The sequence below is a fragment of the Eubacterium sp. AM05-23 genome, assembly GCF_003477535.1.
Lineage (GTDB): Bacteria > Bacillota > Clostridia > Eubacteriales > Eubacteriaceae > Eubacterium > Eubacterium maltosivorans.
Window position 1 is genome coordinate 17,966 of record NZ_QUDF01000014.1, and the last position, 20,730, is coordinate 38,695.

Annotated in this window: 18 protein-coding genes; 12 read left to right on the forward strand and 6 right to left on the reverse strand. The window is 47.0% G+C overall.

The annotated features are described in order from the left end of the window. Nucleotides 1-26 precede the first annotated feature (26 nt). The 9 genes from DW091_RS16655 to DW091_RS16695 all read left to right on the forward strand — a co-directional run bounded on the left by DW091_RS16655 (nt 27) and on the right by DW091_RS16695 (nt 7,602). Nucleotides 27-671, forward strand: coding sequence for a cobalamin-dependent protein (locus DW091_RS16655; RefSeq protein WP_158577926.1), 645 nt, complete (start codon nt 27-29; stop codon nt 669-671). Next, nucleotides 644-1,360 (forward strand): GntR family transcriptional regulator, encoded by a 717-nt coding sequence (locus DW091_RS16660; protein WP_058694007.1) that lies wholly within the window; start codon nt 644-646, stop codon nt 1,358-1,360. Before DW091_RS16655 ends, DW091_RS16660 begins: the two co-directional genes overlap by 28 nt. Further along, nucleotides 1,357-2,058: a GntR family transcriptional regulator gene (locus tag DW091_RS16665; protein WP_118518731.1), complete on the forward strand. Its 702-nt coding sequence runs from the start codon at nt 1,357-1,359 to the stop codon at nt 2,056-2,058. The genes DW091_RS16660 and DW091_RS16665 overlap by 4 nt, the downstream gene beginning before the upstream one ends. Nucleotides 2,059-2,279: 221 nt before the next feature. Continuing rightward, nucleotides 2,280-2,444, forward strand: coding sequence for a trimethylamine methyltransferase family protein (locus DW091_RS16670; protein WP_118518732.1), 165 nt, complete (start codon nt 2,280-2,282; stop codon nt 2,442-2,444). Between the two features lie 13 nt (nt 2,445-2,457). Further along, nucleotides 2,458-2,613 carry a hypothetical protein gene (locus tag DW091_RS16675; protein WP_207665245.1) on the forward strand — a complete coding sequence of 52 codons (156 nt, stop codon included), beginning with the start codon at nt 2,458-2,460 and terminating at the stop codon, nt 2,611-2,613. Between the two features lie 75 nt (nt 2,614-2,688). Next, a complete protein-coding gene (locus DW091_RS16680; RefSeq protein ID WP_058694010.1) occupies nt 2,689-3,993 on the forward strand; it encodes an MFS transporter in 1,305 nt (434 codons plus the stop codon). Between the two features lie 48 nt (nt 3,994-4,041). Beyond that, entirely contained in the window at nt 4,042-5,316 is a 1,275-nt protein-coding gene (locus tag DW091_RS16685) for an MFS transporter (RefSeq protein ID WP_096920008.1), read from the forward strand. Nucleotides 5,317-5,339: 23 nt separating this feature from the next. Beyond that, nucleotides 5,340-6,746: a trimethylamine methyltransferase family protein gene (locus DW091_RS16690; RefSeq protein WP_118518733.1), complete on the forward strand. Its 1,407-nt coding sequence runs from the start codon at nt 5,340-5,342 to the stop codon at nt 6,744-6,746. Between the two features lie 94 nt (nt 6,747-6,840). Further along, a complete protein-coding gene (locus tag DW091_RS16695) occupies nt 6,841-7,602 on the forward strand; it encodes a formate/nitrite transporter family protein (protein WP_118518734.1) in 762 nt (253 codons plus the stop codon). Nucleotides 7,603-7,672: 70 nt separating this feature from the next. Here DW091_RS16695 and DW091_RS16700 read toward each other — a convergent pair whose 3' ends face one another. Beyond that, nucleotides 7,673-8,557 carry a LysR family transcriptional regulator gene (locus DW091_RS16700; RefSeq protein WP_058694014.1) on the reverse strand — a complete coding sequence of 295 codons (885 nt, stop codon included), beginning with the start codon at nt 8,555-8,557 and terminating at the stop codon, nt 7,673-7,675. 153 nt (nt 8,558-8,710) lie between these two features. Between DW091_RS16700 and DW091_RS16705 the strand changes: the two genes are divergently transcribed. Both DW091_RS16705 and DW091_RS16710 read left to right on the forward strand, forming a co-directional pair. Continuing rightward, the gene (locus DW091_RS16705; RefSeq protein WP_118518735.1) at nt 8,711-10,474 is read left to right on the forward strand and encodes an ABC transporter ATP-binding protein; all 1,764 of its coding nucleotides are present in this window, start codon (nt 8,711-8,713) and stop codon (nt 10,472-10,474) included. Continuing rightward, nucleotides 10,474-12,360: an ABC transporter ATP-binding protein gene (locus DW091_RS16710; RefSeq protein WP_118518736.1), complete on the forward strand. Its 1,887-nt coding sequence runs from the start codon at nt 10,474-10,476 to the stop codon at nt 12,358-12,360. Before DW091_RS16705 ends, DW091_RS16710 begins: the two co-directional genes overlap by 1 nt. A 319-nt stretch (nt 12,361-12,679) precedes the next feature. Here DW091_RS16710 and DW091_RS16715 read toward each other — a convergent pair whose 3' ends face one another. From DW091_RS16715 to DW091_RS16725, 3 genes are read right to left on the reverse strand one after another with little or no spacing between them, the layout of a single operon-like run. Then, nucleotides 12,680-14,260, reverse strand: coding sequence for an ABC transporter permease subunit (locus DW091_RS16715; protein WP_118518737.1), 1,581 nt, complete (start codon nt 14,258-14,260; stop codon nt 12,680-12,682). Nucleotides 14,261-14,273: 13 nt separating this feature from the next. Further along, nucleotides 14,274-15,038: an ABC transporter ATP-binding protein gene (locus DW091_RS16720; RefSeq protein WP_118518738.1), complete on the reverse strand. Its 765-nt coding sequence runs from the start codon at nt 15,036-15,038 to the stop codon at nt 14,274-14,276. A 1-nt stretch (nt 15,039) separates the two neighbouring features. Continuing rightward, a complete protein-coding gene (locus tag DW091_RS16725; protein ID WP_118518739.1) occupies nt 15,040-16,029 on the reverse strand; it encodes an ABC transporter substrate-binding protein in 990 nt (329 codons plus the stop codon). 301 nt (nt 16,030-16,330) lie between these two features. Here DW091_RS16725 and DW091_RS16730 point away from each other — a divergent pair, with 301 nt between their 5' ends. Beyond that, nucleotides 16,331-17,716 carry a sigma 54-interacting transcriptional regulator gene (locus tag DW091_RS16730; protein ID WP_058694023.1) on the forward strand — a complete coding sequence of 462 codons (1,386 nt, stop codon included), beginning with the start codon at nt 16,331-16,333 and terminating at the stop codon, nt 17,714-17,716. A 44-nt stretch (nt 17,717-17,760) separates the two neighbouring features. Here DW091_RS16730 and DW091_RS16735 read toward each other — a convergent pair whose 3' ends face one another. Together DW091_RS16735 and DW091_RS16740 are read right to left on the reverse strand one after the other, a co-directional pair. Further along, on the reverse strand, nt 17,761-19,212 hold the full coding sequence (locus DW091_RS16735; RefSeq protein ID WP_013381113.1) for a trimethylamine methyltransferase family protein: 1,452 nt from the start codon (nt 19,210-19,212) through the stop codon (nt 17,761-17,763). A 37-nt stretch (nt 19,213-19,249) separates the two neighbouring features. Continuing rightward, nucleotides 19,250-20,506 carry an MFS transporter gene (locus DW091_RS16740; protein ID WP_118518740.1) on the reverse strand — a complete coding sequence of 419 codons (1,257 nt, stop codon included), beginning with the start codon at nt 20,504-20,506 and terminating at the stop codon, nt 19,250-19,252. Between the last annotated feature and the right edge of the window lie 224 nt (nt 20,507-20,730).

The window sequence follows — 20,730 nt, forward strand, 5'->3', positions numbered from 1 at the left end:
GAGATTACAATACCAGTGAGGCGGAAATGATTGAACAATTAATTACTGCTTTTGTAGAGCTTGACGAGGAGCTCATCAATAAATTGACTAAACGGGCACTGCGGAGCGGCATAAAGCCCTACGAAATTATCGAGGCAGTCAATTTTGCGCTCGGCGAAATCGGGAAAGGCTTTGAGACAGGGGAGGCGACGCTCTCAGACCTGATGATGTCGGGCATTCTTTATGAGCAGATCATTAACTCTAAAGAGATGCATCTTTATGATCAGATCGAGCAGACCAACAGCTCTGGCCTGATTCTCTTGGGGACCATAGAGTCGGATATTCATGACATCGGCAAGTCGATTTTCAAAAGCGGCGCGATTATCTCAGGCTTCAAGGTCATTGATCTGGGTGTAGATGTCTCCTCTGATATTTTTATAAAAAATATCATCAAGTATCAGCCGGATATTTTGGGAATCAGCGTAGTCTTAACCAGCGCTGTGGACTACATTAAGCGGACCATTGATGTTATCACGGGCGAGGGGCTGAGGCAGAATTTAAAGATTATTCTCGGGGGCAGCTTCATCGATGATGAGATTGTCCGGTGCTGCGGGGCCGATGGTTACGCAAATAATATTTTGGATGGTGTAAAGCTGTGTCAACGATGGATGGAAGAAAGAGCCAATCGGTAAAATATCAGCAGATTGCTGACGATATCCGTTTAAAAATACTGGGTGGAATCTATGCCCAGAATGAGATGCTCCCATCAGAGAAAAAACTGGGTGAGAAGTATGGCGCAAGCCGGCTGACCATCCGAAACACGCTTAACCTGCTGGAGAACGAGGGATATATCTACACGAAGGCAGGGAAGGGCTCTTTTGTAAAGGGTGTATCCACTGATCTGTATCGGATTGATATGGACATCAACAGCATTCTTAACGGCGGATATGACCGGGTAGAGCTGATCAAAGCTAAAATGATCAAGCCAGATATCGATCTGGTTTACGAGCTCAAGGTTTCAAGGGAGAGCAAGATCGTCTTTATGGACTGGCACATTTTTAAGAACGAGGCGATTATTGGGTACGACAGGCGTTTTATCCCTTATTTCAGAGGTCTGCCCATTGATGAGAAGGATTTGACCTACACAGGCCTGAAGGATATGATCAAGGACTCCCAGACAGATTTCAGGGAGGAGATTGTCATTAACGGCATTATTCCAGAGACGTGGCTGAAAGAAAAAATGGGCATTGACAGCAAAAATACCGATTCGCTTCTCTTAGTGGAGCGCAAAATTTATGATGACCGGGGAACCCCCACCGGCCTTGACCGCCTGTACCTGAACGCGAATGAAAGCTGTATTAAAGGAGTTTTTAGCGTATGAGCAATGAACAACTGTTTACGACCTATCAGGTTGTTTATGAGGATTTGAAAGATAAAATTCTGGACAAAACGTTTCAACCCGGGGAAAAACTGCCTTCTTTCAGTGAGCTGTGCGAGATCTATAACGTGAGCAATATAACAGTCCGCAGGAGTATTGAGCTGCTGCGTCAAAACGGCTATGTCCATTCCAAGCCGAGAATTGGTAATTTTGTAAATGAAATTAAGAATGAGGTTTACGCTCTGCGCTATAACCAGCGAACCTCCATGAAACATGAGCCGACAGACGTAAAGGTTCTCTCGGTCGATTCGGTCGATCTCGAGGAGATGAAGCAGTACACCAAGGTGCGGCCAAACCGGCGCGCCAGGTGTATTAAGATCGCCCGTATACACTATTTTGGACAGCTGCCTGTTATGTATGAGCTGATTTTTATCCTGCACAACCCGCGGCTTAACATCCATTCCTATAACGAGGAACGCTGGATCAGTGACGGTATCAGCGTCATTAACAATTATGACATCAATAAAAAATTTTATCTGTCTGTCGATAACCACTGTGGACCGATAAAGGATAAACTCTATCTGGAAGCTGAGGACAGTATGTTTCGCATCCTTATCGAGTACTACACAAAACAAAACCGCTTTGCGGGCATTTCCGTGAGCTTTGCCAGCTGTGATGATATAGATTTTCAGATTTCGTAAAAATTTATAAATTTTCTTGACAACGCATACAAAAGGTGTTAATCTTATTTCAGAAATTACCGTTAGAGTAATTCAATTGAGTATAACATGTTATATATATTTAAACGGAGAGGAGATGGTTTTCTAAGAGGCTTATTTTTTTATAGCAATTGAGTATAACATGATATTTATAATATCTTGGCAAATTAAATTGATTGATGATTAAAATTTAGGGGAGAATCATGAAATTAAATTATTCAATTGGAACAGACGAAGAGGTACAGTGTATTCACGAGACAAGCCTGAAGATCTTGTCGGAGGTGGGCGTGTCCTTTCGGTGTGAAGCGGCCTTTGATATTTTCAGGAAGCACGGGGCCAGGACTGAAGCATCTGATGGAAGGCTATGAGATTAATGACTCGATGATTATGTTCGATTGGATGCAGGCAGGCTGCCCATCTGCTGAGTCGCTGGCGACAAAGGAATGGCAGCGGCGGCTGGAGGAATATACAATGCCTGAGCTGTCTGGGGAGCAGGCGAAAATTCTTGATACGCTCATCCCTGAAGAATATCGTTAATGTTGGACTTATCGGGGGCCGGATTACCCTGGCCGTCTGATAAGCACTGTTTTACTAAACAAAAAGGAGTAAAAAATGAAAAATTCTAAGTTGAAAAGCATCCTTCAGTTTATTGTGCTCTGCGCCGGAGGAAATGCAATTTTTTATGTTATTTTTATGCGAAGCAGCTTTTACGAAGCTTTTCTGGAAGCTTTCACAATGACAAATGAGCAGTTCGGCGTTTTGTTCAGCTGCTATGCCTGGGTCGCTGTCGCTACCTATTTCCTGGGGGGGATCGTGGCTGATAAGGTTTCTACAAAGGTGTTGATGGTTATATCCTTTGCGGGAACCGGCCTGCTCAATATCTGGTTTGGCACCTTTCCTAAATACGAGACAGCGCTGCTAATCTATGCGCTGATGGGTGTTACCACAACGCTGACCTTCTGGGCAGCTTTGCTGAAGGCCACAAGACAGTTTGGCCAGAGTGTGGGCAGTGAGAGTAAGGCCTTTGGCGGGCTGGAAGCCGGTAAAGCGATTTTTGAAGTCATTTTCGGGACACTGGCGGTTTTCCTGTTTACGAAATTTGCCGTTATGTCGGCAGGGCTCCGCTTTGTCATCTTCATGTATGGCGGCATTTTAATTCTTCTGGCGATCATCTCCCTGTTTGTTTTTGATAACGGCACGGGTGACGAGGCAGTTATCAGTGAGGAAAGCCCCTTTAAGCTGCTGCTGCAATGCCTGAAAAATGTAGACATCTGGATATGTGCCCTGATGGGCGCCGGAGCCTATGCCATCGGGAGCACCCTGGGCTCATACTGTGGTGATATTGTCGGCTCAAACTATGGCGCCACTGTTGCAGTTATGGGGTATGTTGGGGTCATGACCGCTTATTTCAAACCTTTTGGCGGGCTGGGCGCCGGCTGGTTCGGTGATAAATTTGGACCGAGTGCGGTGCTGTTAATTCTAAGCATTATCCTCACAGGTTTTGCCATTGTTTTTGCTTTTCTTCCCACCGGTCCAGAATATATTTGGCTGTTTTTAGTCCTTTTCGCAGTCGAGATTGTGTGTACAGGCGCTTTCAGAAGCCAGAAATATGCGACTATTAAGGAAGCGCGGGTGCCAATGTCTTTGTCTGGGACAGCCTTCGGCTTTATGGCCACCATTATTTACGCGTCAGATGCTTTTTTGCCACCAGTAATCGGCCGTTTTCTGGATACCTATGACTCAGTGACTGCTTACCGGTACACTATGCTGATCCTGGCAGGATTTGGCCTGCTGTCTGTTGTACTGTGTCTGATTTTCAGATACCGCAATAAAAACAATATTAAAGAGATTTTAGTTGAGGAGAGAGAGGCTAAGGTCCTTCGCAAAGAATCCAAACAAAAAAGCGCCCAGGCTTGAATCCATGTGTTAGAAAAACCAATGGATTACACGTAAAGGGAGTTAATCATGAAAAGGCAAAGGATCAGAAGTGTTTTGCAGTTTATAGTATTGTGCTCCGGCGGAAACGCGATCTACTATGTGGTTTATATGCGGAGCAGTTATTACAATGCTTTTCTAGAAGCTTTCACGATGACGAATGAGCAGTTCGGTGTTTTATTCAGCTGTTATGCATGGGTAGCGACTCTGACATACTTTCTGGGTGGCATTGTGGCTGATAAATTTTCACCGCGAAAACTTCTGACAATTTCTTTTCTGGGAACAGGTCTGCTAAACCTCTGGTTTGGCACCTTTCCGCCCTACAATGTAGCGATTTTGATATATGCGCTGCTGGGTATCACTACAACACTCACCTTTTGGGCCGCTTTGATTAAAGCGACAAGACAGTTTGGACGAAATGTAGGCAGTGAAAGCAAAGCATATGGGGGACGAGAAGCAGGAGCTTCGTTTTTCGAGATGCTTGTCGGAACCTTTGCGGCTTGGATGTTCACACACTTTGTATCGCTATCCATGGGGCTGCGCTTTGTTATATTTTTATATGGCAGCATTTTGATATTTCTGGCCGTGGCATCCTGGTTTGTCTTCACAGACGATCTGGAAAACGATGAGAATATTAACGATGAGAAGCCCTGGAAAATTATCCTCCGCTGCCTTAAAAATGCCGATATCTGGCTCATTGCCATCATTGCGCTGGGAGGCTATACGATTGGGAGCACCATCGGGTCCTACGGCAGCTCCATTGCCAATCTGAATTTTGGGGCTTCTGTATCATCAATGGCCTTTATCGGCATGCTGACAGCCTATTTTAAGCCTGTTGGGGCTTTGGCCTCTGGTTTCTTCGGTGACCGGATGGGCGCGAGTAAATCAATGCTGTGGCTGATCAGTCTGCTGATTATCTGCGCGCTGGTGATTGGCTATATACCAGGCGGCGGTGCGAGTCTGTATCTGTTTATCATTGTATTTATTATTGAGATCATATTGACGGGTGCAGTCAGGGGACAGCTCTATGCGCCGCTGAATGAAGCAGATATTCCGATGAAGTTCTCGGGAACTGCCATCGGGCTTATCTCCACCGTCGCTTATGCGTCCGATGCCTTTTTACCGCCAGTGATCGGAAAGCTACTGGACACCTATCCGTCGGGTATGGCTTACCGGTATGTAATGCTGATGCAGGTGGGCTTTGGCGTTATGGCTGTTGCCGCCCTTGTAATCTTTATGAAGCGAAACAGAGGACGTATTCGGCTGCTGGCAGAGGAAGAACAAAAAAAGAGAAAGAAAAACTAATTTAACAACGAGGAGACAAGAGAATGAAGCTAAACTATTCGATAGGAACAGACCAGGAGATTGAAAGGATTCATGAGGAGAGCCTGAGGATTTTATCAGAGGTCGGCGTGGTTTTTCACTGTGAGGAGGCCATTGAGATTTTTAGGAATTATGGCGCGAAGGTTGAAAATGACGTTGTCTACATCGACAAAAAAATGGTTGATGAGGCTCTTGCATCTGTACCGCAGTCCTTTGACTGGTATGGACGTGACGGTGATAAGATCACAGTGGGTGATGGAAAAACCAAAAATGTTCCTGCCTACGGGCCCATTTATGTTTTAAAAGAAGGCAGCTATGAAAAAGCAAGTCATGAGCATCTGGTTAACTTTCACAAGCTCCATGAAACCAGTAAAATAATGGATGTATCAAATCCAAATGTTATTGATGTATCCTACATTCCGCCAGATATCAGAGAGCGGTACCGCCTTGGTGTGGCGCTTGAGTACTGTACCAAACCGATGATGGGACTGGTCGAAGGCAAAGAGGTGGCAGAAGAAAGCCTTGAGATGATGCGCCGCTTTTATGGTGTAGACCATCTGGGTGACAGGATCATCGCCGCTGGCCTGATTGACACAATGGGGCCGATGCGCCTTTCAACCTCAATGGCAGAGGCGTTGATTACCTACTCACGCAGCGGGCAGGCGTTGATTATCTGCAGTGGGCAGACCCTCGGTATTACTGCGCCGCAGTCAATGGCAGGCACCTTTATCTTAGGCAATGCTATGATCCTGGCATCCATTGTGCTGTCGCAGATTGTGCGGCCGGGCACCCCGGTCGTCTATTGCGGAAAATTTGATTCTGCTGATATGCGTCTGTCCTCTGGAGCGGCCTACGGTGGTATTGAGAGCCTGTGGAGTGCGGCGACCTCAGCGCGGATGGCCCGTTATTATAATGTGCCGCTGCATACCGGTGCGGGCAATACAGACTCTAAGCTCATGGACTATCAGGCAGGTGCAGAAACCTTTATGAACCTGTTTTCGGCTTATGCGCTGGATACAGACTGCCTTGTGCACGCCTGCGGTACGCTGGACTCCTTTAATTCCATCGGCTATGAAAAATATATTTTAGACGAAGAAAAGATTGAATCACTGGAGCATCTGAAGCAGGGCTACGAGGTTAATGAAAAGACTGTGATGTTTGATTCCATCAAAAAGACCGGCCCCTCCGGCCAGCATTTTGAGCGGACACAAAAGTCTTATCGTACTGATTTTATCATGCCGAAGCTTTCGATCCGGGATAACCATAACAGCTGGATACAGGCAGGCTGTCCGTCGGCAGAATCGCTGGCGACAGAGGTTTGGAAGAAACGCTTGGAAGAATACGTTAAGCCAGACTTTAACAAGGAGCAAAGAAACATTTTGGAAGACTTGCTGCCCGAAAAATACCGTTAAAAAGCAACAAAGCAGTTCTGCGCTGTGACGATGGTCACGGCGCTTCTTTTTTAGCCTTGTTATAATTTTCACAAAAGAGTGAGGAGGTTAACAGATGTTTTTAGAAGCGTTTACAAGTGTGCAGAAGGCAGCCGCGGCCAAAACCGGGCTGCTGAAAAAGAACCCCTTGGGCTATTTTGTGGCAGCCATGCTGGCCGGTGCTTTCATTGGGTTTGGTGTTTTATTAAGTTTTACCATCGGCGGACTGCTGAGCGGAGAGCCCTATGCCAAGATTGTCATGGGAACAGCCTTTGGCGTTGCCTTGAGTCTGGTGGTTATCGCCGGGGCAGAGCTTTTTACAGGAAACAATATGGTCATGGCAGCAGGGCTTATGACAAAATCGGTCACCATGGCGGATACCTTGAAACTGTGGGGAATCTGCTGGCTTGGCAATCTGGCAGGCTCTGTGCTGCTGGCCCTTATTTTCTGGGGAGCCGGCTTTGCAGCCGGACCGGTCGGTGAGTTTATTGCAATGTCGGCAGCGGCCAAGATGGGTCTTTCACTTGTACCCCTGTTCCTGAGAGGCGTTCTGTGTAATGTGCTGGTTTGTCTGGCTGTGTGGTGCGGCTTCAAATGCAAATCGGAAAGCGGGAAGCTTATTATGATTTTTTGGTGCCTTTTTGCCTTTATCACGACGGGCTTTGAGCATAGCATCGCGAATATGACACTGCTGACGATCTCCCTGCTTGCGCCCATGGAAGCAGCTGTCAGTATCGGTGGCTACGTGTATAATCTGATCGTCGTAACCCTTGGCAATATGGTTGGCGGTATTCTCTTTGTGGCGATTCCGTATTATCTCATTTCTAAAAAGAAATAAATAGTATAGTTTGCCATTTATCTCCCTCGTTCAAAAACACCTAAGTATAGTGCTCAGGTGTTTTTTGCTGTTATAAGGAAAAGCTGGCCTTTGTGAGCTCAATAAAAAGTTTGAGCATAGGGTCTTTTTTCTTTCCCTTATAATACAGACCATAGGAAACGTTGCCTTCTGGGGCATAGGGAATGTAGGCCAGCTCAGGATCGCGGCTTGGCGGCAGATCGGGCAGAAGGGAGAAGCCCAGACCGGCCTTTACCAAGGTACAGGCCTCGTCAATATTTTCAGAAAAGTAGGAATTTGCCGGCGAGAAATTGGACGCCTCTTTCTGCTGAAAAGTCGAAATATCAGAAAAAACCGGCACTGGCGGCTGGCAGAGCACAATGCTGAGCTCTTTAAGCTCGTCCTGAGATACAGATGGCTGTCCTGCGAGAGGATGGTCCTTTGGCAGGACACAGGCAATGGGCGCTTTGATGAGCTCGATATAGCTGAGGCGGAGTTTATCGGTCTTTTCGTTTTTAAATTCGAACATGACGTCAATGGTCTCATCGGCCAGAAGATTAGCGAGGGCGTGAAAGGGAACCATTTTGATAATAGGGTGCAGCAGGGGAACCTGTCTTTTCATTTCCTTAATAATACCTGGAAGAAAAGCGAGTTCCATTCTGCTGTGGAACCCCATGGCAAAAAAGGAGAGCTTATCTGCGCTGTCATCGTGAAGCCGCATTTTTGAGATTTTCATAAGGGACAGGATATTTTTGGCGTCGGAAAAAAAACTTAGTCCAGCCTGCGTTAAGGATACGGAACGTGTGGTACGGTGAAAAAGCTTCACGTTTAGCTCTGCCTCCAGAGTGTGTATCTGGTGGGTAACTGAAGGTTGTGTGATGTGCAGGGCTTCCGCTGCCCGGGCGAAGTTCAGGTTTTCTGCGACCTGCATAAAGCATTCAAGCTGTGTGCTGTTCATAGGGGCCTCCTTGATTTATCAATAAAACTTTTCTTTGCTTATTAATTGATACTCTTAATTAATAATAACATTTTTTGAATTCACTTTCAATGTGATTTGTAGTTTAATAATAGATAAAACAATAAAAACAACAAACTTTGAAAGGAAGAAAAAATGGTAAAAACACTTTTGGGGCAGGTGAAGCAGTATAAAAAGGCTTCGCTGCTGACGCCCTTATTTACAGCTTTGGAGGTTGTAATGGAGGTTTTGATCCCCTGGGTCACATCACTTATCATCGACCGGGGAATTGAGTCTGGAAACATACAGCAGGTTTATTTTTACGGAGGGATCATGGTGATCATGGCCATGGCAAGCCTGACCTTTGGCATTCTGGCGGGCAAGTACGCGGCCAGCGCGTCCTCAGGCCTGGCCTGCAACTTGAGGGAGGGGATGTATGAAAATATCCAGCGCTTCTCCTTCTCAAACATCGACAAGTACAGTACGGCTGGGCTGGTCACACGGCTTACCACGGATGTTACCAATGTGCAGAACGCCTACCAGATGATCCTGCGTATGTGTACCCGTGCGCCGCTGATGCTCATCAGCGCCATGGTCATGTGCTTTTTCATCAACGCCCGGCTGAGCCTGGTCTTTGTGGCGGCCATTGTGGTTCTCGGCCTGGCTCTGGCATTGATTATTTTAAAGACTACCAAAATTTTTGACCAGGTTTTTAAAAAATACGATGCTCTGAATGAAAGCGTCCAGGAAAATGTATCGGCTATACGGGTGGTCAAGGCCTATGTCCGGGAGGACTATGAAAACACCCGCTTTTCCAAAGCGGCCGCCAACCTGTACAGGCTTTTTGTTAAAGCGGAGGGGATTCTTGCCTTTAACAATCCAGTCATGATGTTTGTTATTTATGGCTGTATTCTTGGAATTTCATGGCTTGGCGCTCAGATGATCGTGGTCGGTAGTCTGACAACTGGCGAATTGACCGCTATGTTCAGCTATATCATGAACATCATGATGTCTCTGATGATGCTGTCCATGATCTTTGTGATGGTGACCATGAGTCTTGCCAGCTGCCGCCGTATTGCCGAAGTACTGGAGGAACAGGCCGATATCAAGGACCCGGTGCGCCCCCTGACAGATGTAGAGAGCGGTAATATTGATTTTGAACAGGTTCATTTTGCCTATAAAAAGGGCAGCGGTAAGGAAACCCTTTCAGCCATCGACCTTCACATCCGCGCGGGTGAGACCATTGGCATTATCGGAGGCACGGGCAGCGGTAAGTCGAGTATGGTCAACCTCATCAGCCGGCTTTACGATGTAACAGACGGCAAGGTGATGGTGGGCGGCAGAGATGTCCGGGATTATGACTTGGAGGCCCTCAGAAATCAGGTGGCCGTGGTGCTTCAGAAAAATGTACTGTTCTCAGGGACGATTTTGGACAATCTGCGCTGGGGCAATGAGCAGGCGACGCTGGAGGAATGTAAACATGCCTGCAAGCTGGCCTGTGCCGATACTTTTATCGAGCAGCTGCCCGACAAATACGACACGGTTATTGACCAGGGCGGCACCAATGTTTCCGGCGGACAGAAGCAGCGTATCTGCATTGCGCGGGCGCTCCTGAAAAAGCCAAAGGTGCTCATCCTGGACGATTCTACCAGTGCGGTGGATACCGCTACAGACGCCCGGATACGAAACGCCTTTATCAGCGAGATTCCAGGAACGACCAAGCTGATTATCGCCCAGCGTATCTCCAGCGTCGAGGACGCTGACCGGGTCCTGGTGATGGACGAGGGGCGCGTTGACGCCTTTGACACGCCGAATAATCTGCTGAAAACAAATGCCATCTATCAGGAAATTTACGCCTCCCAGGTAAACGGCGGCGGAGATTTTGACGAGGGAAGTATGGAAATGGAGGCGGTGAGCTAATGAACAAAATTAAAAAAGACGGTCTGAGCATAAAGGCTCTTGGCCGTATTCTGGCAATGATTGTAAGAAACTACAAAGCAACCACAGTGGTGGTGCTTTTATGTATTTTTGGCTCGACTCTGATCACAGTCAAAGGAACCCTGTTTATGCAGACCCTGATTGATGATTATATTATCCCCCTGACTGGAGCCGCCAATCCTGATTTCGGACCGCTGGCCACAGCGCTCGTCCGTCTGGCTTGCATGTACCTCATGGGTGTGGGGCTGGCATTTGCCTATAACCGCATCATGGTCAATGTGAGCCAGGGAACCCTTAAAAAGCTCAGAATTGAGCTTTTTACCCATATGGAGGCATTACCCATCAAGTATTTTGATACCCACGCTCACGGTGATATCATGTCGGTTTACACTAACGATGTCGATACCCTCCGCCAGCTCATCAGCCAGAGCCTGCCGCAGATTATCCAGTCCATTGTCAGCATTGTTACCACCTTCGTGAGTATGCTGTTTCTGGACATCCCCCTGACAATGGTGACGCTGGCCATGACGGTGGTTATGCTGGCCGCAACCTCAAAGCTCGGCGGAAAATCAGGCGCTTATTTTGCGGCGCAGCAGAGGGATCTGGGCAATGTGAACGGCTATATTGAGGAGATGATGAGCGGTCAGAAGGTCGTCAAGGTTTTCTGCCATGAGGAAAAAAGCCTGGAAGGCTTCAGGGAACGCAATGACCGTCTCCGTGAGAGCGCCAACAGCGCCAATAAGTTCGCCAATATTCTCATGCCTGTCAACGCGAATCTGGGCAATATCAGCTATGTGCTGTGCGCTATTGTGGGTGCGGTGCTGGCTTTGAGTGGCAGCGTAAGCCTGACTCTGGGGACACTGGTGTCCTTCCTTACCCTGAATAAAAGTTTTACACAGCCCATCACCCAGGTCAGCCAGCAGCTTAACAGCATTGTCATGGCTCTGGCAGGGGCTGACCGTATTTTCAACCTTCTGGAGGAAAAGCCAGAGACTGACGACGGTTATGTCGAACTGGTAAACGCAGTGGAGAAGGCGGACGGCGCTCTTTTAGAGAGCGCAGAACGCACAGGTCTCTGGGCGTGGAAACATCCGCACAGAGCAGAAGGCACTGTTACCTACAAACGGCTGGAAGGAGAGGTTACCTTCAACGGCGTCGATTTTGGCTACGACGATATCCATATGGTATTGCATGACATAAGGCTTTTTGCCAAACCGGGGCAGAAGATTGCCTTTGTGGGCAGTACCGGCGCAGGAAAGACAACCATCACCAATCTGATCAACCGCTTCTACGACATACAGGACGGGAAAATACGCTATGACGGTATTAACATCAACAAAATCAAAAAGGCCGATCTGCGGCGCTCACTGGGCATTGTCCTGCAGGACACCCATCTTTTTACAGGTACTGTCATGGACAATATCCGCTTTGGACGGCTGGATGCCACCGATGAGGACTGCATCGCTGCTGCGAAACTGGCCAATGCCGACGGATTTATCAGCCGGCTTCCGGATGGCTACCAGACCATGCTCACCGGCGACGGCGGCAGCCTGAGCCAGGGACAAAGACAGCTTCTGTCCATTGCCAGAGCTGCGGTTGCCGACCCGCCGGTGCTCATTCTGGACGAGGCCACCAGCTCCATCGATACCCGTACCGAGGCCATGGTACAGGAGGGAATGGACCGACTGATGAAAGGCAGAACCACCTTTGTTATCGCCCACCGCCTCTCCACTGTCCGCAACGCAGACTGCATTATGGTACTGGAAAACGGCCGCATTATTGAGCGCGGTACCCACGATGAGCTCATTGCCGAGGAGGGGAAGTATTATGAGCTCTATACTGGAAACTTTGCCGAGGAGGCAGCCTGAGTTCAGAGAAAAGCCTAATTGCTCCTAAAAGACAGAGAATAAACCGTTCAGATAGTTTTTCTGACTGAGCAGTCAACTGGAAAAACTTTTTCGATAGGCTGGTCTTCGGATATGGAGGCAGTCTTAAAGCTGGCTTAAGGGCAGCCGCCACTTCACATAACCATCACATTGCCGGTTTATACTATAGTCAAGTTAAGAAATTAACTTACTAATCTCTAACGGGCTGTATGAGATTAAAACAAAAACTTTTTCATTTCTTTTCCTTTTTATAAAGACCCTTTCATGGAGTAATGGACATGAAGGGGTTTTTATTTTGTATTCAGTTCAGATACTTTTGCCATTTTGAGGAGACAAAGCTGGTGAGCGCTTTCAGAATAAGGTTGCTCACAAGAATGATCAAAGAGACAAAAGCAGCGCATTCAAAGAGCCGCTGTCCCTCAAAGACAGGGATCATCAATGCCAGAGGCATATTGTTAACCGTGCTCAGGAACGAAATGGCGGAGATGGTGATCATACCATTGATAAAATAATAAGTGAACATCTCAAGCAGCGTACCGAAGGTGGAGGGCAGCAGCACATCCCGGATCATGCGGTGCTTTGGAATGTTCAGTGTCATGGCGATATCCTCAAAATTCGGATTCAGCTTGAGCAGAGCGTTGTGCGCCATGAGATAGGGCGATGAAAAGAAATGGATGGTGTTGACAAGGACGAGGATCATGAGCGTCCCGTAAAGGATACTGCCGCTGAAAAGCGTGACATATCCAAGGCCGAGCACAATACCAGGCACCGCGACTGTTACCAGTGAGATAAGATGCAGGCATCTTGATGTAAAGGTCTGTTTTCCTCTTGAGGTAAAATAGGCCACGGTAAAGGCAATGGCAGTCCCGACAAGCGCTGTGAGCAGGGACATGACAATGGCATTAAAAAAGTATTCGCCAGCGCCGAGCTGGAGCGTCTGCAAAATGCTGTCAAAGGAAAGCGACAGGTCAACCGGATATTTTTTAACAACAGATAAAACAACAAAAGCGATGATCGGCAGGTTAAACAAAACCGCAGTCAGGATACAGAAGCCGGCAGCGCAGCGGTCGCGCACCGGAGAAGCCTTGATCTTAAGCCTTATACTGTTTGTGCCGCTTTGGCTGTCCCGGCTGAAAAAGTCGATGATAAAAGCCAGAATGGCCGGCAGAAGCAGGATAATCCCAACAACAGCACCGTTAGAGAAATTGAGCAGGCCCAGGACCTCGCGGTACATATAGGTTGAAAGCACACGATACTTGCCGCCAACTGCCAGAGGGACGCCATAGTCGGTAAAAATCATGGTAAACACAGCAAAAAAGGCCGAGATTAACGGTTTTTTCAGATAAACAAGGGTGAGGTCTGTAAACTGGCGGAGCTTTGAAACACCCATGACCTGCGCCGCTTCGTACAAGGCGTCATCCTCGTATTTAAAAACATCCAAGAGCATTAAAAAAGCGATGGGGAACGTATAGAGCACAGAGCCAATGACAATGCCTGAGAAGCCGTAAAGGCTGAAGCTGGTATGCAGCAGGTTTGTAATGATCCCCTTTGCGCCAAAGAGAATGACCAGCCCCATACCGTGCGAAATGGAGGGGATGAGCATTGGCAGGGTCAGGGCTGGGATCAGAATGTTTTTAAAAGGCATGGCTGTTTTCGCCACGCACCAGGAAAGCGTCAGCGCCAGCAGGATTGCAATAAGCGTCGCGGTGGCAGTCACCAGAACAGACCGCAGAATAACCTCCCCGAAAACCGGTGTAAACAGCAGGTTTTGAATGCTTTCTGTGGTGATGGTGGCAAACATATTGAACAGGGGAAGAATCAGGGTAACAAAAAAGAACACGACGAATAAAAACCTCAGCGATTTAGATTTTATCCATTTCATGGTAGTGCCTCCTTTATTTTCCTGTGAAACGACGGAACGCTGCCAGTTTTTCCATCAGGTGAAAGACAACAAATTCTTCAATATAGGCATTGGCGGGGTGATGATAAATGTTGAAAGGCGTATCCAACTGCTCGATGGTGCCATTGCTCATGACCATAATGCGGTTCGACATGGAGAAAGCCTCCTCCTGGTCATGGGTAATGTAGATCATCGTCACGCCAAACTCCCGCTGGATGCGCTCCAGCTCAAAGCGCAGTGTCAGACGGGTAGAGGCATCGAGAGCGGACATCGGCTCGTCAAATAAAATAATATCCGGATTCAGCGCGAGGGTGCGCGCGATGGCCACACGCTGCTGCTGGCCGCCGGAAAGCTTGCCGGGCCTTTTATCCAGATGGTCGGACAGACCAATGCTGTCAATGGCAGCGCGGGCGCGTTCAATGGCTTCCTTTTTGGAAAACTTGTTGATTTTAAGGGGATAGGCCACATTTTCCAGAACAGTCATGTTTGGAAAGAGGGCATAATTTTGAAAAACAATACCCATGCCCCGTTTGTCAGCGCTTAAATGTGAGATATCTATTCCGTCCTTTATAATACAGCCTTCGTCCTGATCTGTGATGCCGATTAGAATCCGGAGCAGCGTTGTTTTACCGCAGCCAGAAGGCCCCAGGATGGAAAGAAACTCACCGGAGTAGACCTCAAAGCTGATATCATCCAGAATTGTTTTATCGTTGTAGGACTTGTGTATATTTTTAAGGGTAAGTTTAACTGTTTGCTTCATGTCAGTACCTCCAGCGTTTCAGCAGATTTTCTTTATGTTTGATGTCATTGATGTCCGTCATGTCACCGTAGACAATGTTTTGCGGGTAACTTGGGATCGTGATAGTCTGATTTTTAAAGATGGGCTCAGGGGAGAAAAGCGCCTTATCTCTGTAAATAAAATGGTTGTATAGATAGCTGAATACTGCCGCCACATCCCCCGGGTTATCCCGGTCCTTCAGCATGGCAAAGGATGAGGTGTTGTAAGGGGAGCCCTCTTCAAAGTAGATGATTTTAAAAGGCATGCCGTTGTTGATTTCCTGGACGACGGTGAAGGTAAGACCCAGACCAATAGCCGCTTCCCCCTGGATCAGCAGATTGACTGGTCCGGAGCCGGAGGCAGTGAAGAAAATAACGTTTTCGACCAGCTTATCGAGGTAGTCAAAGGCCTCGTCCTCGCCCATAAAGTTTACCATGTTTTCAAGAAAGAGGTAACCGGTGCCTGTGGATTTGGGGTCAGGCATGACAATCAGGTTTTTATACTCGGGTTTAAGCAGATCCTCATAACAGGTGGGCTCAGGCAGCCCTTTTTCAACCAAAAGTGCTTCATTGACGACAATACAGCCGCCGTAGCGTTCCCAGATAGCATATTCCCGGCCCGGTATTTTAAATTCATCCAGATACAGACTGTCATCATAGCCGTTTAAAGGCTCCAGATAGTCTTTAAGGCTTTCGGAATAGGCTGTGTCCAGTCCAATGATGATATCGCCCTCGGATTTTGTACCCTCGGCTTTGAGCTTTGAGGCGACCTTGCCAGTTGAAAGGCTTTGGACATTGACAGTGATATGGGGGAGGTCCTTTTGAAGTTGTTCAATCATGTCCTGATTTCTGAAAGACTCAAGACAAGAGTAAATGACGACTCGTTGGCCATCTCGCCTGGCGCAGCCGCAGAGATTAAACAGAAGAACAGCGGTGCTGAAAAAAATAATAAGGGCAGATAATTTTCGTTTCATGTGGAGAACCTCCTTTTTACTATTTATATATGCAATATTAATGCCATAAGTCAAAAAAATCAACAAAAACGCTGTATTATTTTTTAATTTACGAAAATTAGAAAAACAAGGCTGTTTATATTGTTTGAAAGGGTGAAATCTCTTAAAAAACAAAATTTACTTAACAAAATTTGTTTCAAATTTGAAAATAAGCAGTTCAAATTTGACTCAAAATCAGTTATAATAAGCTAAGAAAACGATTATAATTTTATGATAAGTTGTAAAAATTTTAAAATTACAAAAAATGTAAATGGGGAGAGTTATGGCAGAATTAGGTTACAGTGAAGAATATCAGACATATTTAGACAGCCTGACAAAGGAAACGCTGCTTAAAATTTTGGAGAATGCGTACACAGAGGTTTTTGTGACAGACGCAGACGATCGGTATGTCTACACTAATCCGGCTTGTATGCGCCACTATGGCTTGACGCCGGAGCAGATGAAGAACATGAACCTTCAGAGTGAGCTGAGGCCTGAACGATGGAAAATATCGCTGTCGGGACGGGTAAAGAAGTCAAAAAAGGTCATCATTGCAGAGAACAAGTATTACGCCATGGAGCAAAATGTAGTCACTATCTCTGTTCCGATTCTCGACGAAGATGGAAACGTGGAAATGATTGTATCAACGACTCAGGACCCCATTAACAGCTACGATTTCAGCATTAAGAATGAGGTTAAAACCATCGTGTCAGAGGAAGAGGACTCTGGAGAGATCATCGGCTCAAGCAAGGCTATCAAGCGCTGTCTGTCCATTTTACAGAAGGTGTCCAAAACCGATATCAACGTTCTTATTTTGGGCGAATCAGGGACAGGTAAGAGCTTTTTGTCAAAATATGTTCATACTAACAGCTTACGCAGGGACAAGCCCTTTATATCGATCAACTGCTCGGCAATTCCGGAGACTTTACTGGAATCTGAGTTGTTTGGCTATGTTCCCCATGCCTTTACCGGCGCCAGCAATAAAGGAAAGGAAGGCTTGATCAAAATTGCCAACGGTGGGACCCTTTTTCTGGATGAGATTGGAGAGCTCTCCCTGCCCATGCAGGTCAAGATACTGGATGTTATCGAAAATAAACGCTTTATTCCTGTGGGGAGCACTACCCCGGAGCACGCGGATATCCGAATCATCACCGCTACAAATAAAGACCTGTATCAGCTGGTGCAGGACAATAAATTCAGGGAGGACCTTTACTGGCGTTTGAACAGCATCAAGACCACACTGCCGCCTCTGCGGGAGCGGCCAGAGGATATCATCTCCTTGGCAAACTATTTTTTGAACGTGTTTAATGAAAAGTATAAAACCAATAAGTATTTTTCCAAAAAAGTGCCGCCCCTTCTGTGCGGGTACCACTGGCCAGGCAATATCCGTCAGCTTCGCAATCTGGTGGAAAGGCTTGTGATCCTGTCCGATGGAAAGGTCATTGAAGACTATGATTTTCAGCATTTTACCTCAGAGGAGGAGTCCGGATCAAAGAGGGTTGTAAACTCTGACTACGAATCAGTGATGGAGGAGGCAGAGCGCAGACTGGTGGAGAATAGCTATCTTTTTTACAAGAGCAGCCGGAAAATGGCAGAGGCCTTAAACATCAGCCAGTCCAAGGCTTACCGCCTTATACGCAAATATGTGTATGACGAGAAGGAAGACTAGAAATAGGAAAAGGTGATGCGCTGCTGAGCGCATCACCTTTTTGCTTAAAGGTCGTATTTATAAGGATCAGGGAGGTATTCGTTTAGTATTTCTTTTTGTTTTTTGGTCGTTTCAGGAAGCTCGTATTCGTCTACGCGGCGTTGTACTTCCTTTTTAGCGCGGTCTAGGGCTGTTCCGAATTTTTCACGATCCGCCAGCTTGTCACCCTGTTTATTAAAGTACTTCGGCAGGTAGTGTTCTTCACGGTAGTCCTTTGGTGTTCTGCCTTTGAGGTAGTTGCCGCGCGGACCGACTTTAAGCATAAGGTCAACGCCGTCCTTTTTGTCGGAAATGGCGATGCCTTCGTAGAGGCGTTTCAGCATGGAGACAACCTCTTCATCCAGCACCAGCTTTTCAAAACTACCGAGGTTAAAGGAGCCGAGGGTACCGACAGAGTGAGAAACAAAGTCTGCATTGCCCAGGTAGGTTGGCAGAAGGGTCATCATGGTTTCTGCGCCTGCCTGATAGTCAACAGTGAGGGAGTCGGAAAGACCGCCGCCAGAGCCTACCGGCACACCGTAGTAGCGGGCCATGGCGATACCGGCAAAGCCGAGAAGGGTATTTTCAGGGCTGCCGATTGCCAGCTTGACCTCACGCATATCAGTCGGGGCGCTTAAAGTACGGTAAATGGTCGGGGTTCCGGGTTTTACAAGCTGCGTGAAGACCATGGCGGCCAGCAGCGTTGCGTTATCCTGCACAACGGTTCCCATAATGCTTGGGGGGGAGGTAAGATTGGTCATGGAACAGACTGTGAACTGGACAATCTGGTCTTCATCCAGCATCGCCAGCATATTTTCCAGAACCTCACTGCCGACAGAAAGAGGAGAAATACAGCAGTGGTCAGTCAGAATAATATTTTTGTCCCACACATCATAGAATTTTTTAATGAGCTGGATAGAATCGCGGGTGCCCTGGCGGATGCTCTTACCCCGGGTATGGTTACTGTTGACAATGGTTCCGTAAACAGGTTTGGTATTGTATTTTAGCAGCAATGCCTGCTGCGGATTAAAGAGATTTTCAGAGTTGCGGTCAAGATCCGCGGTATCCGAGGATACGATACGGGTAACATCGATAACATCACTGGACTCGATGAGCTTGTAAAATTTGATGACATCCTCAAGGGTAGAATCACGGATCGAGTCGTCCTCATGTACCAGCTGGGGAGGCCCGCCGGCGGTGGTGATGACCGGGGCGCCATCCACAGAAATGGTGGAGAAACCAGCGCGGCCATGGAGTTCAAAGCTCTTTGGTACGGTTTGCAGTGCATTATTAATTATATCCTCATCGAGATAGACGATTGAGTTCTCGACACGTGCACCGTGTTTTTTAAAGACATCCAGCACTTCTTCGTGCTTGAATTCTACACCGACTTCCTTTAAGACGCGAAGGGTACTCTCGTGGATTTTTTCGACATCATCCAAACTCAGAAACAAGTCATAAGCGTTTTTGCGTAACATTTTTCTACCTCACTTTTATTGTAATTTTAATTGAAAACTAAAGGGCCTGCTGTGTGTTCTTTTTCTGGATCATCCGTCTTAAGATAATGCTGATCAAAAGGCCGACGGTCACAATACCGAGAACGAGCATAAAGATATAGCTGTAGCCTTCTTCGCCGTATTTATCCAGCATATTGCCGCCGATCAGATAGAAGAAAGCATCGGGTGAAAAGGCAACGGCCGAGACAATACCGACGATGGTGCCGTAATATTTGTTCGGGATTCTGGCTTCTGTGATGGGGGTATACCAGCAGGGGACAGACAGGTTATAGATCGCTGCAACCATGAGCAGCAGAATAACCGCGATGATGGCAAAGGAAGGGCTGCCTGGCAGCAGCAGCGTAATGCCGATAACGATGATGCCTAGGATGAAGTCCACTGTCATGACCTTGGTGGCAGATTTCATCTTATCAATGAAAATACCTGAGATGGGATTCATGATAATACGCACGCCATAAGATCTGAAAATGGCGATAAAGTTCATCATGACCACCGGAATGGCAAAGGCATCGGTCAGATAGGGTGTGAAATAAGAGGCGCTGCATTTAAAGGTGTAGGAGCAGCAGCCCATTAAGGCGATCAGCCAGACCTCGGGCATTTTCACGACATCGCCCAGATATTTCAGCTGGAATTTTTCATCCTGATCCTCCTCGGTCAGGTAAGTATCCCGCTTTTCGTTGTAGAAGAACAAAAGGACAATCCCAGGCAGGATATTAAAGAAGGCGTACAGGTAAAGCATGTAACGGAAGGCTTCGACATCGCCGGCCCCAGAGAGGCCTGCGTAAATACCTGAGGCAATGAAGCCAAGAGTCATTCCTAAAAGGCCATTAAAGGCAAACATAAAACCATACATTTTCCCCTGCTCGTGTTCCTCGCCGATGGTATGGGTGAATTTTACAAAAGCGCCGTAGAAAGTGCAGACAACAGTGATGGCAAAACCCATCTGAATAGCCAGCATGATAGGATAGCTGGGAAGCGTGGCCATCAGCAGGATCAGGGCGCCGGTTCCAAAGCTTGAGATAAGCAGCAATGGTTTGAGTGGAAAACGGTCGGATAGAATACCGGCGATGATGTACATAAAGACTGCAATAATACCAAAAACCGTGATCAGCATTCCAAGCTGGCCATCTGTATAGCCGAGGGCCCCCTGCATGGCTTTGTAATAGTAAGTTGAAAACCAGGGCATGACGTTTTGGGAAGAGTAGAGCATTCCCATAAAGAACATGAGAATATAACGTTTTTTCTTAAGGTCCATTGTTTCTTTTCCTTTCTAAAAATGTTTCAGATCTCTGATGCCAATATGTTAATGCAAGATGCGTGCCATAAAACGAAATAAATATAAAATTACGAAAATATAGTGTATTAAAAGAGTTTTAAAAGGGGTTTGGAAAATAAAAAAGAAGAAATTACAAAAAATAATTAAAAGTGAGTCTAAAATGAATCGGGCTTTCACAAAAACAACTCAAAGATTCTGAACAA

Coding starts and splice junctions, on each gene's coding strand:
- DW091_RS16655 (WP_158577926.1), top strand. CDS start 27: ATGATTGAACAATTAATTACTGCTTTTGTAGAGCTTGACGAGGAGCTC.
- DW091_RS16660 (WP_058694007.1), top strand. CDS start 644: ATGGATGGAAGAAAGAGCCAATCGGTAAAATATCAGCAGATTGCTGAC.
- DW091_RS16665 (WP_118518731.1), top strand. CDS start 1,357: ATGAGCAATGAACAACTGTTTACGACCTATCAGGTTGTTTATGAGGAT.
- DW091_RS16670 (WP_118518732.1), top strand. CDS start 2,280: ATGAAATTAAATTATTCAATTGGAACAGACGAAGAGGTACAGTGTATT.
- DW091_RS16675 (WP_207665245.1), top strand. CDS start 2,458: ATGATTATGTTCGATTGGATGCAGGCAGGCTGCCCATCTGCTGAGTCG.
- DW091_RS16680 (WP_058694010.1), top strand. CDS start 2,689: ATGAAAAATTCTAAGTTGAAAAGCATCCTTCAGTTTATTGTGCTCTGC.
- DW091_RS16685 (WP_096920008.1), top strand. CDS start 4,042: ATGAAAAGGCAAAGGATCAGAAGTGTTTTGCAGTTTATAGTATTGTGC.
- DW091_RS16690 (WP_118518733.1), top strand. CDS start 5,340: ATGAAGCTAAACTATTCGATAGGAACAGACCAGGAGATTGAAAGGATT.
- DW091_RS16695 (WP_118518734.1), top strand. CDS start 6,841: ATGTTTTTAGAAGCGTTTACAAGTGTGCAGAAGGCAGCCGCGGCCAAA.
- DW091_RS16700 (WP_058694014.1), bottom strand. CDS start 8,557: ATGAACAGCACACAGCTTGAATGCTTTATGCAGGTCGCAGAAAACCTG.
- DW091_RS16705 (WP_118518735.1), top strand. CDS start 8,711: ATGGTAAAAACACTTTTGGGGCAGGTGAAGCAGTATAAAAAGGCTTCG.
- DW091_RS16710 (WP_118518736.1), top strand. CDS start 10,474: ATGAACAAAATTAAAAAAGACGGTCTGAGCATAAAGGCTCTTGGCCGT.
- DW091_RS16715 (WP_118518737.1), bottom strand. CDS start 14,260: ATGAAATGGATAAAATCTAAATCGCTGAGGTTTTTATTCGTCGTGTTC.
- DW091_RS16720 (WP_118518738.1), bottom strand. CDS start 15,038: ATGAAGCAAACAGTTAAACTTACCCTTAAAAATATACACAAGTCCTAC.
- DW091_RS16725 (WP_118518739.1), bottom strand. CDS start 16,029: ATGAAACGAAAATTATCTGCCCTTATTATTTTTTTCAGCACCGCTGTT.
- DW091_RS16730 (WP_058694023.1), top strand. CDS start 16,331: ATGGCAGAATTAGGTTACAGTGAAGAATATCAGACATATTTAGACAGC.
- DW091_RS16735 (WP_013381113.1), bottom strand. CDS start 19,212: ATGTTACGCAAAAACGCTTATGACTTGTTTCTGAGTTTGGATGATGTC.
- DW091_RS16740 (WP_118518740.1), bottom strand. CDS start 20,506: ATGGACCTTAAGAAAAAACGTTATATTCTCATGTTCTTTATGGGAATG.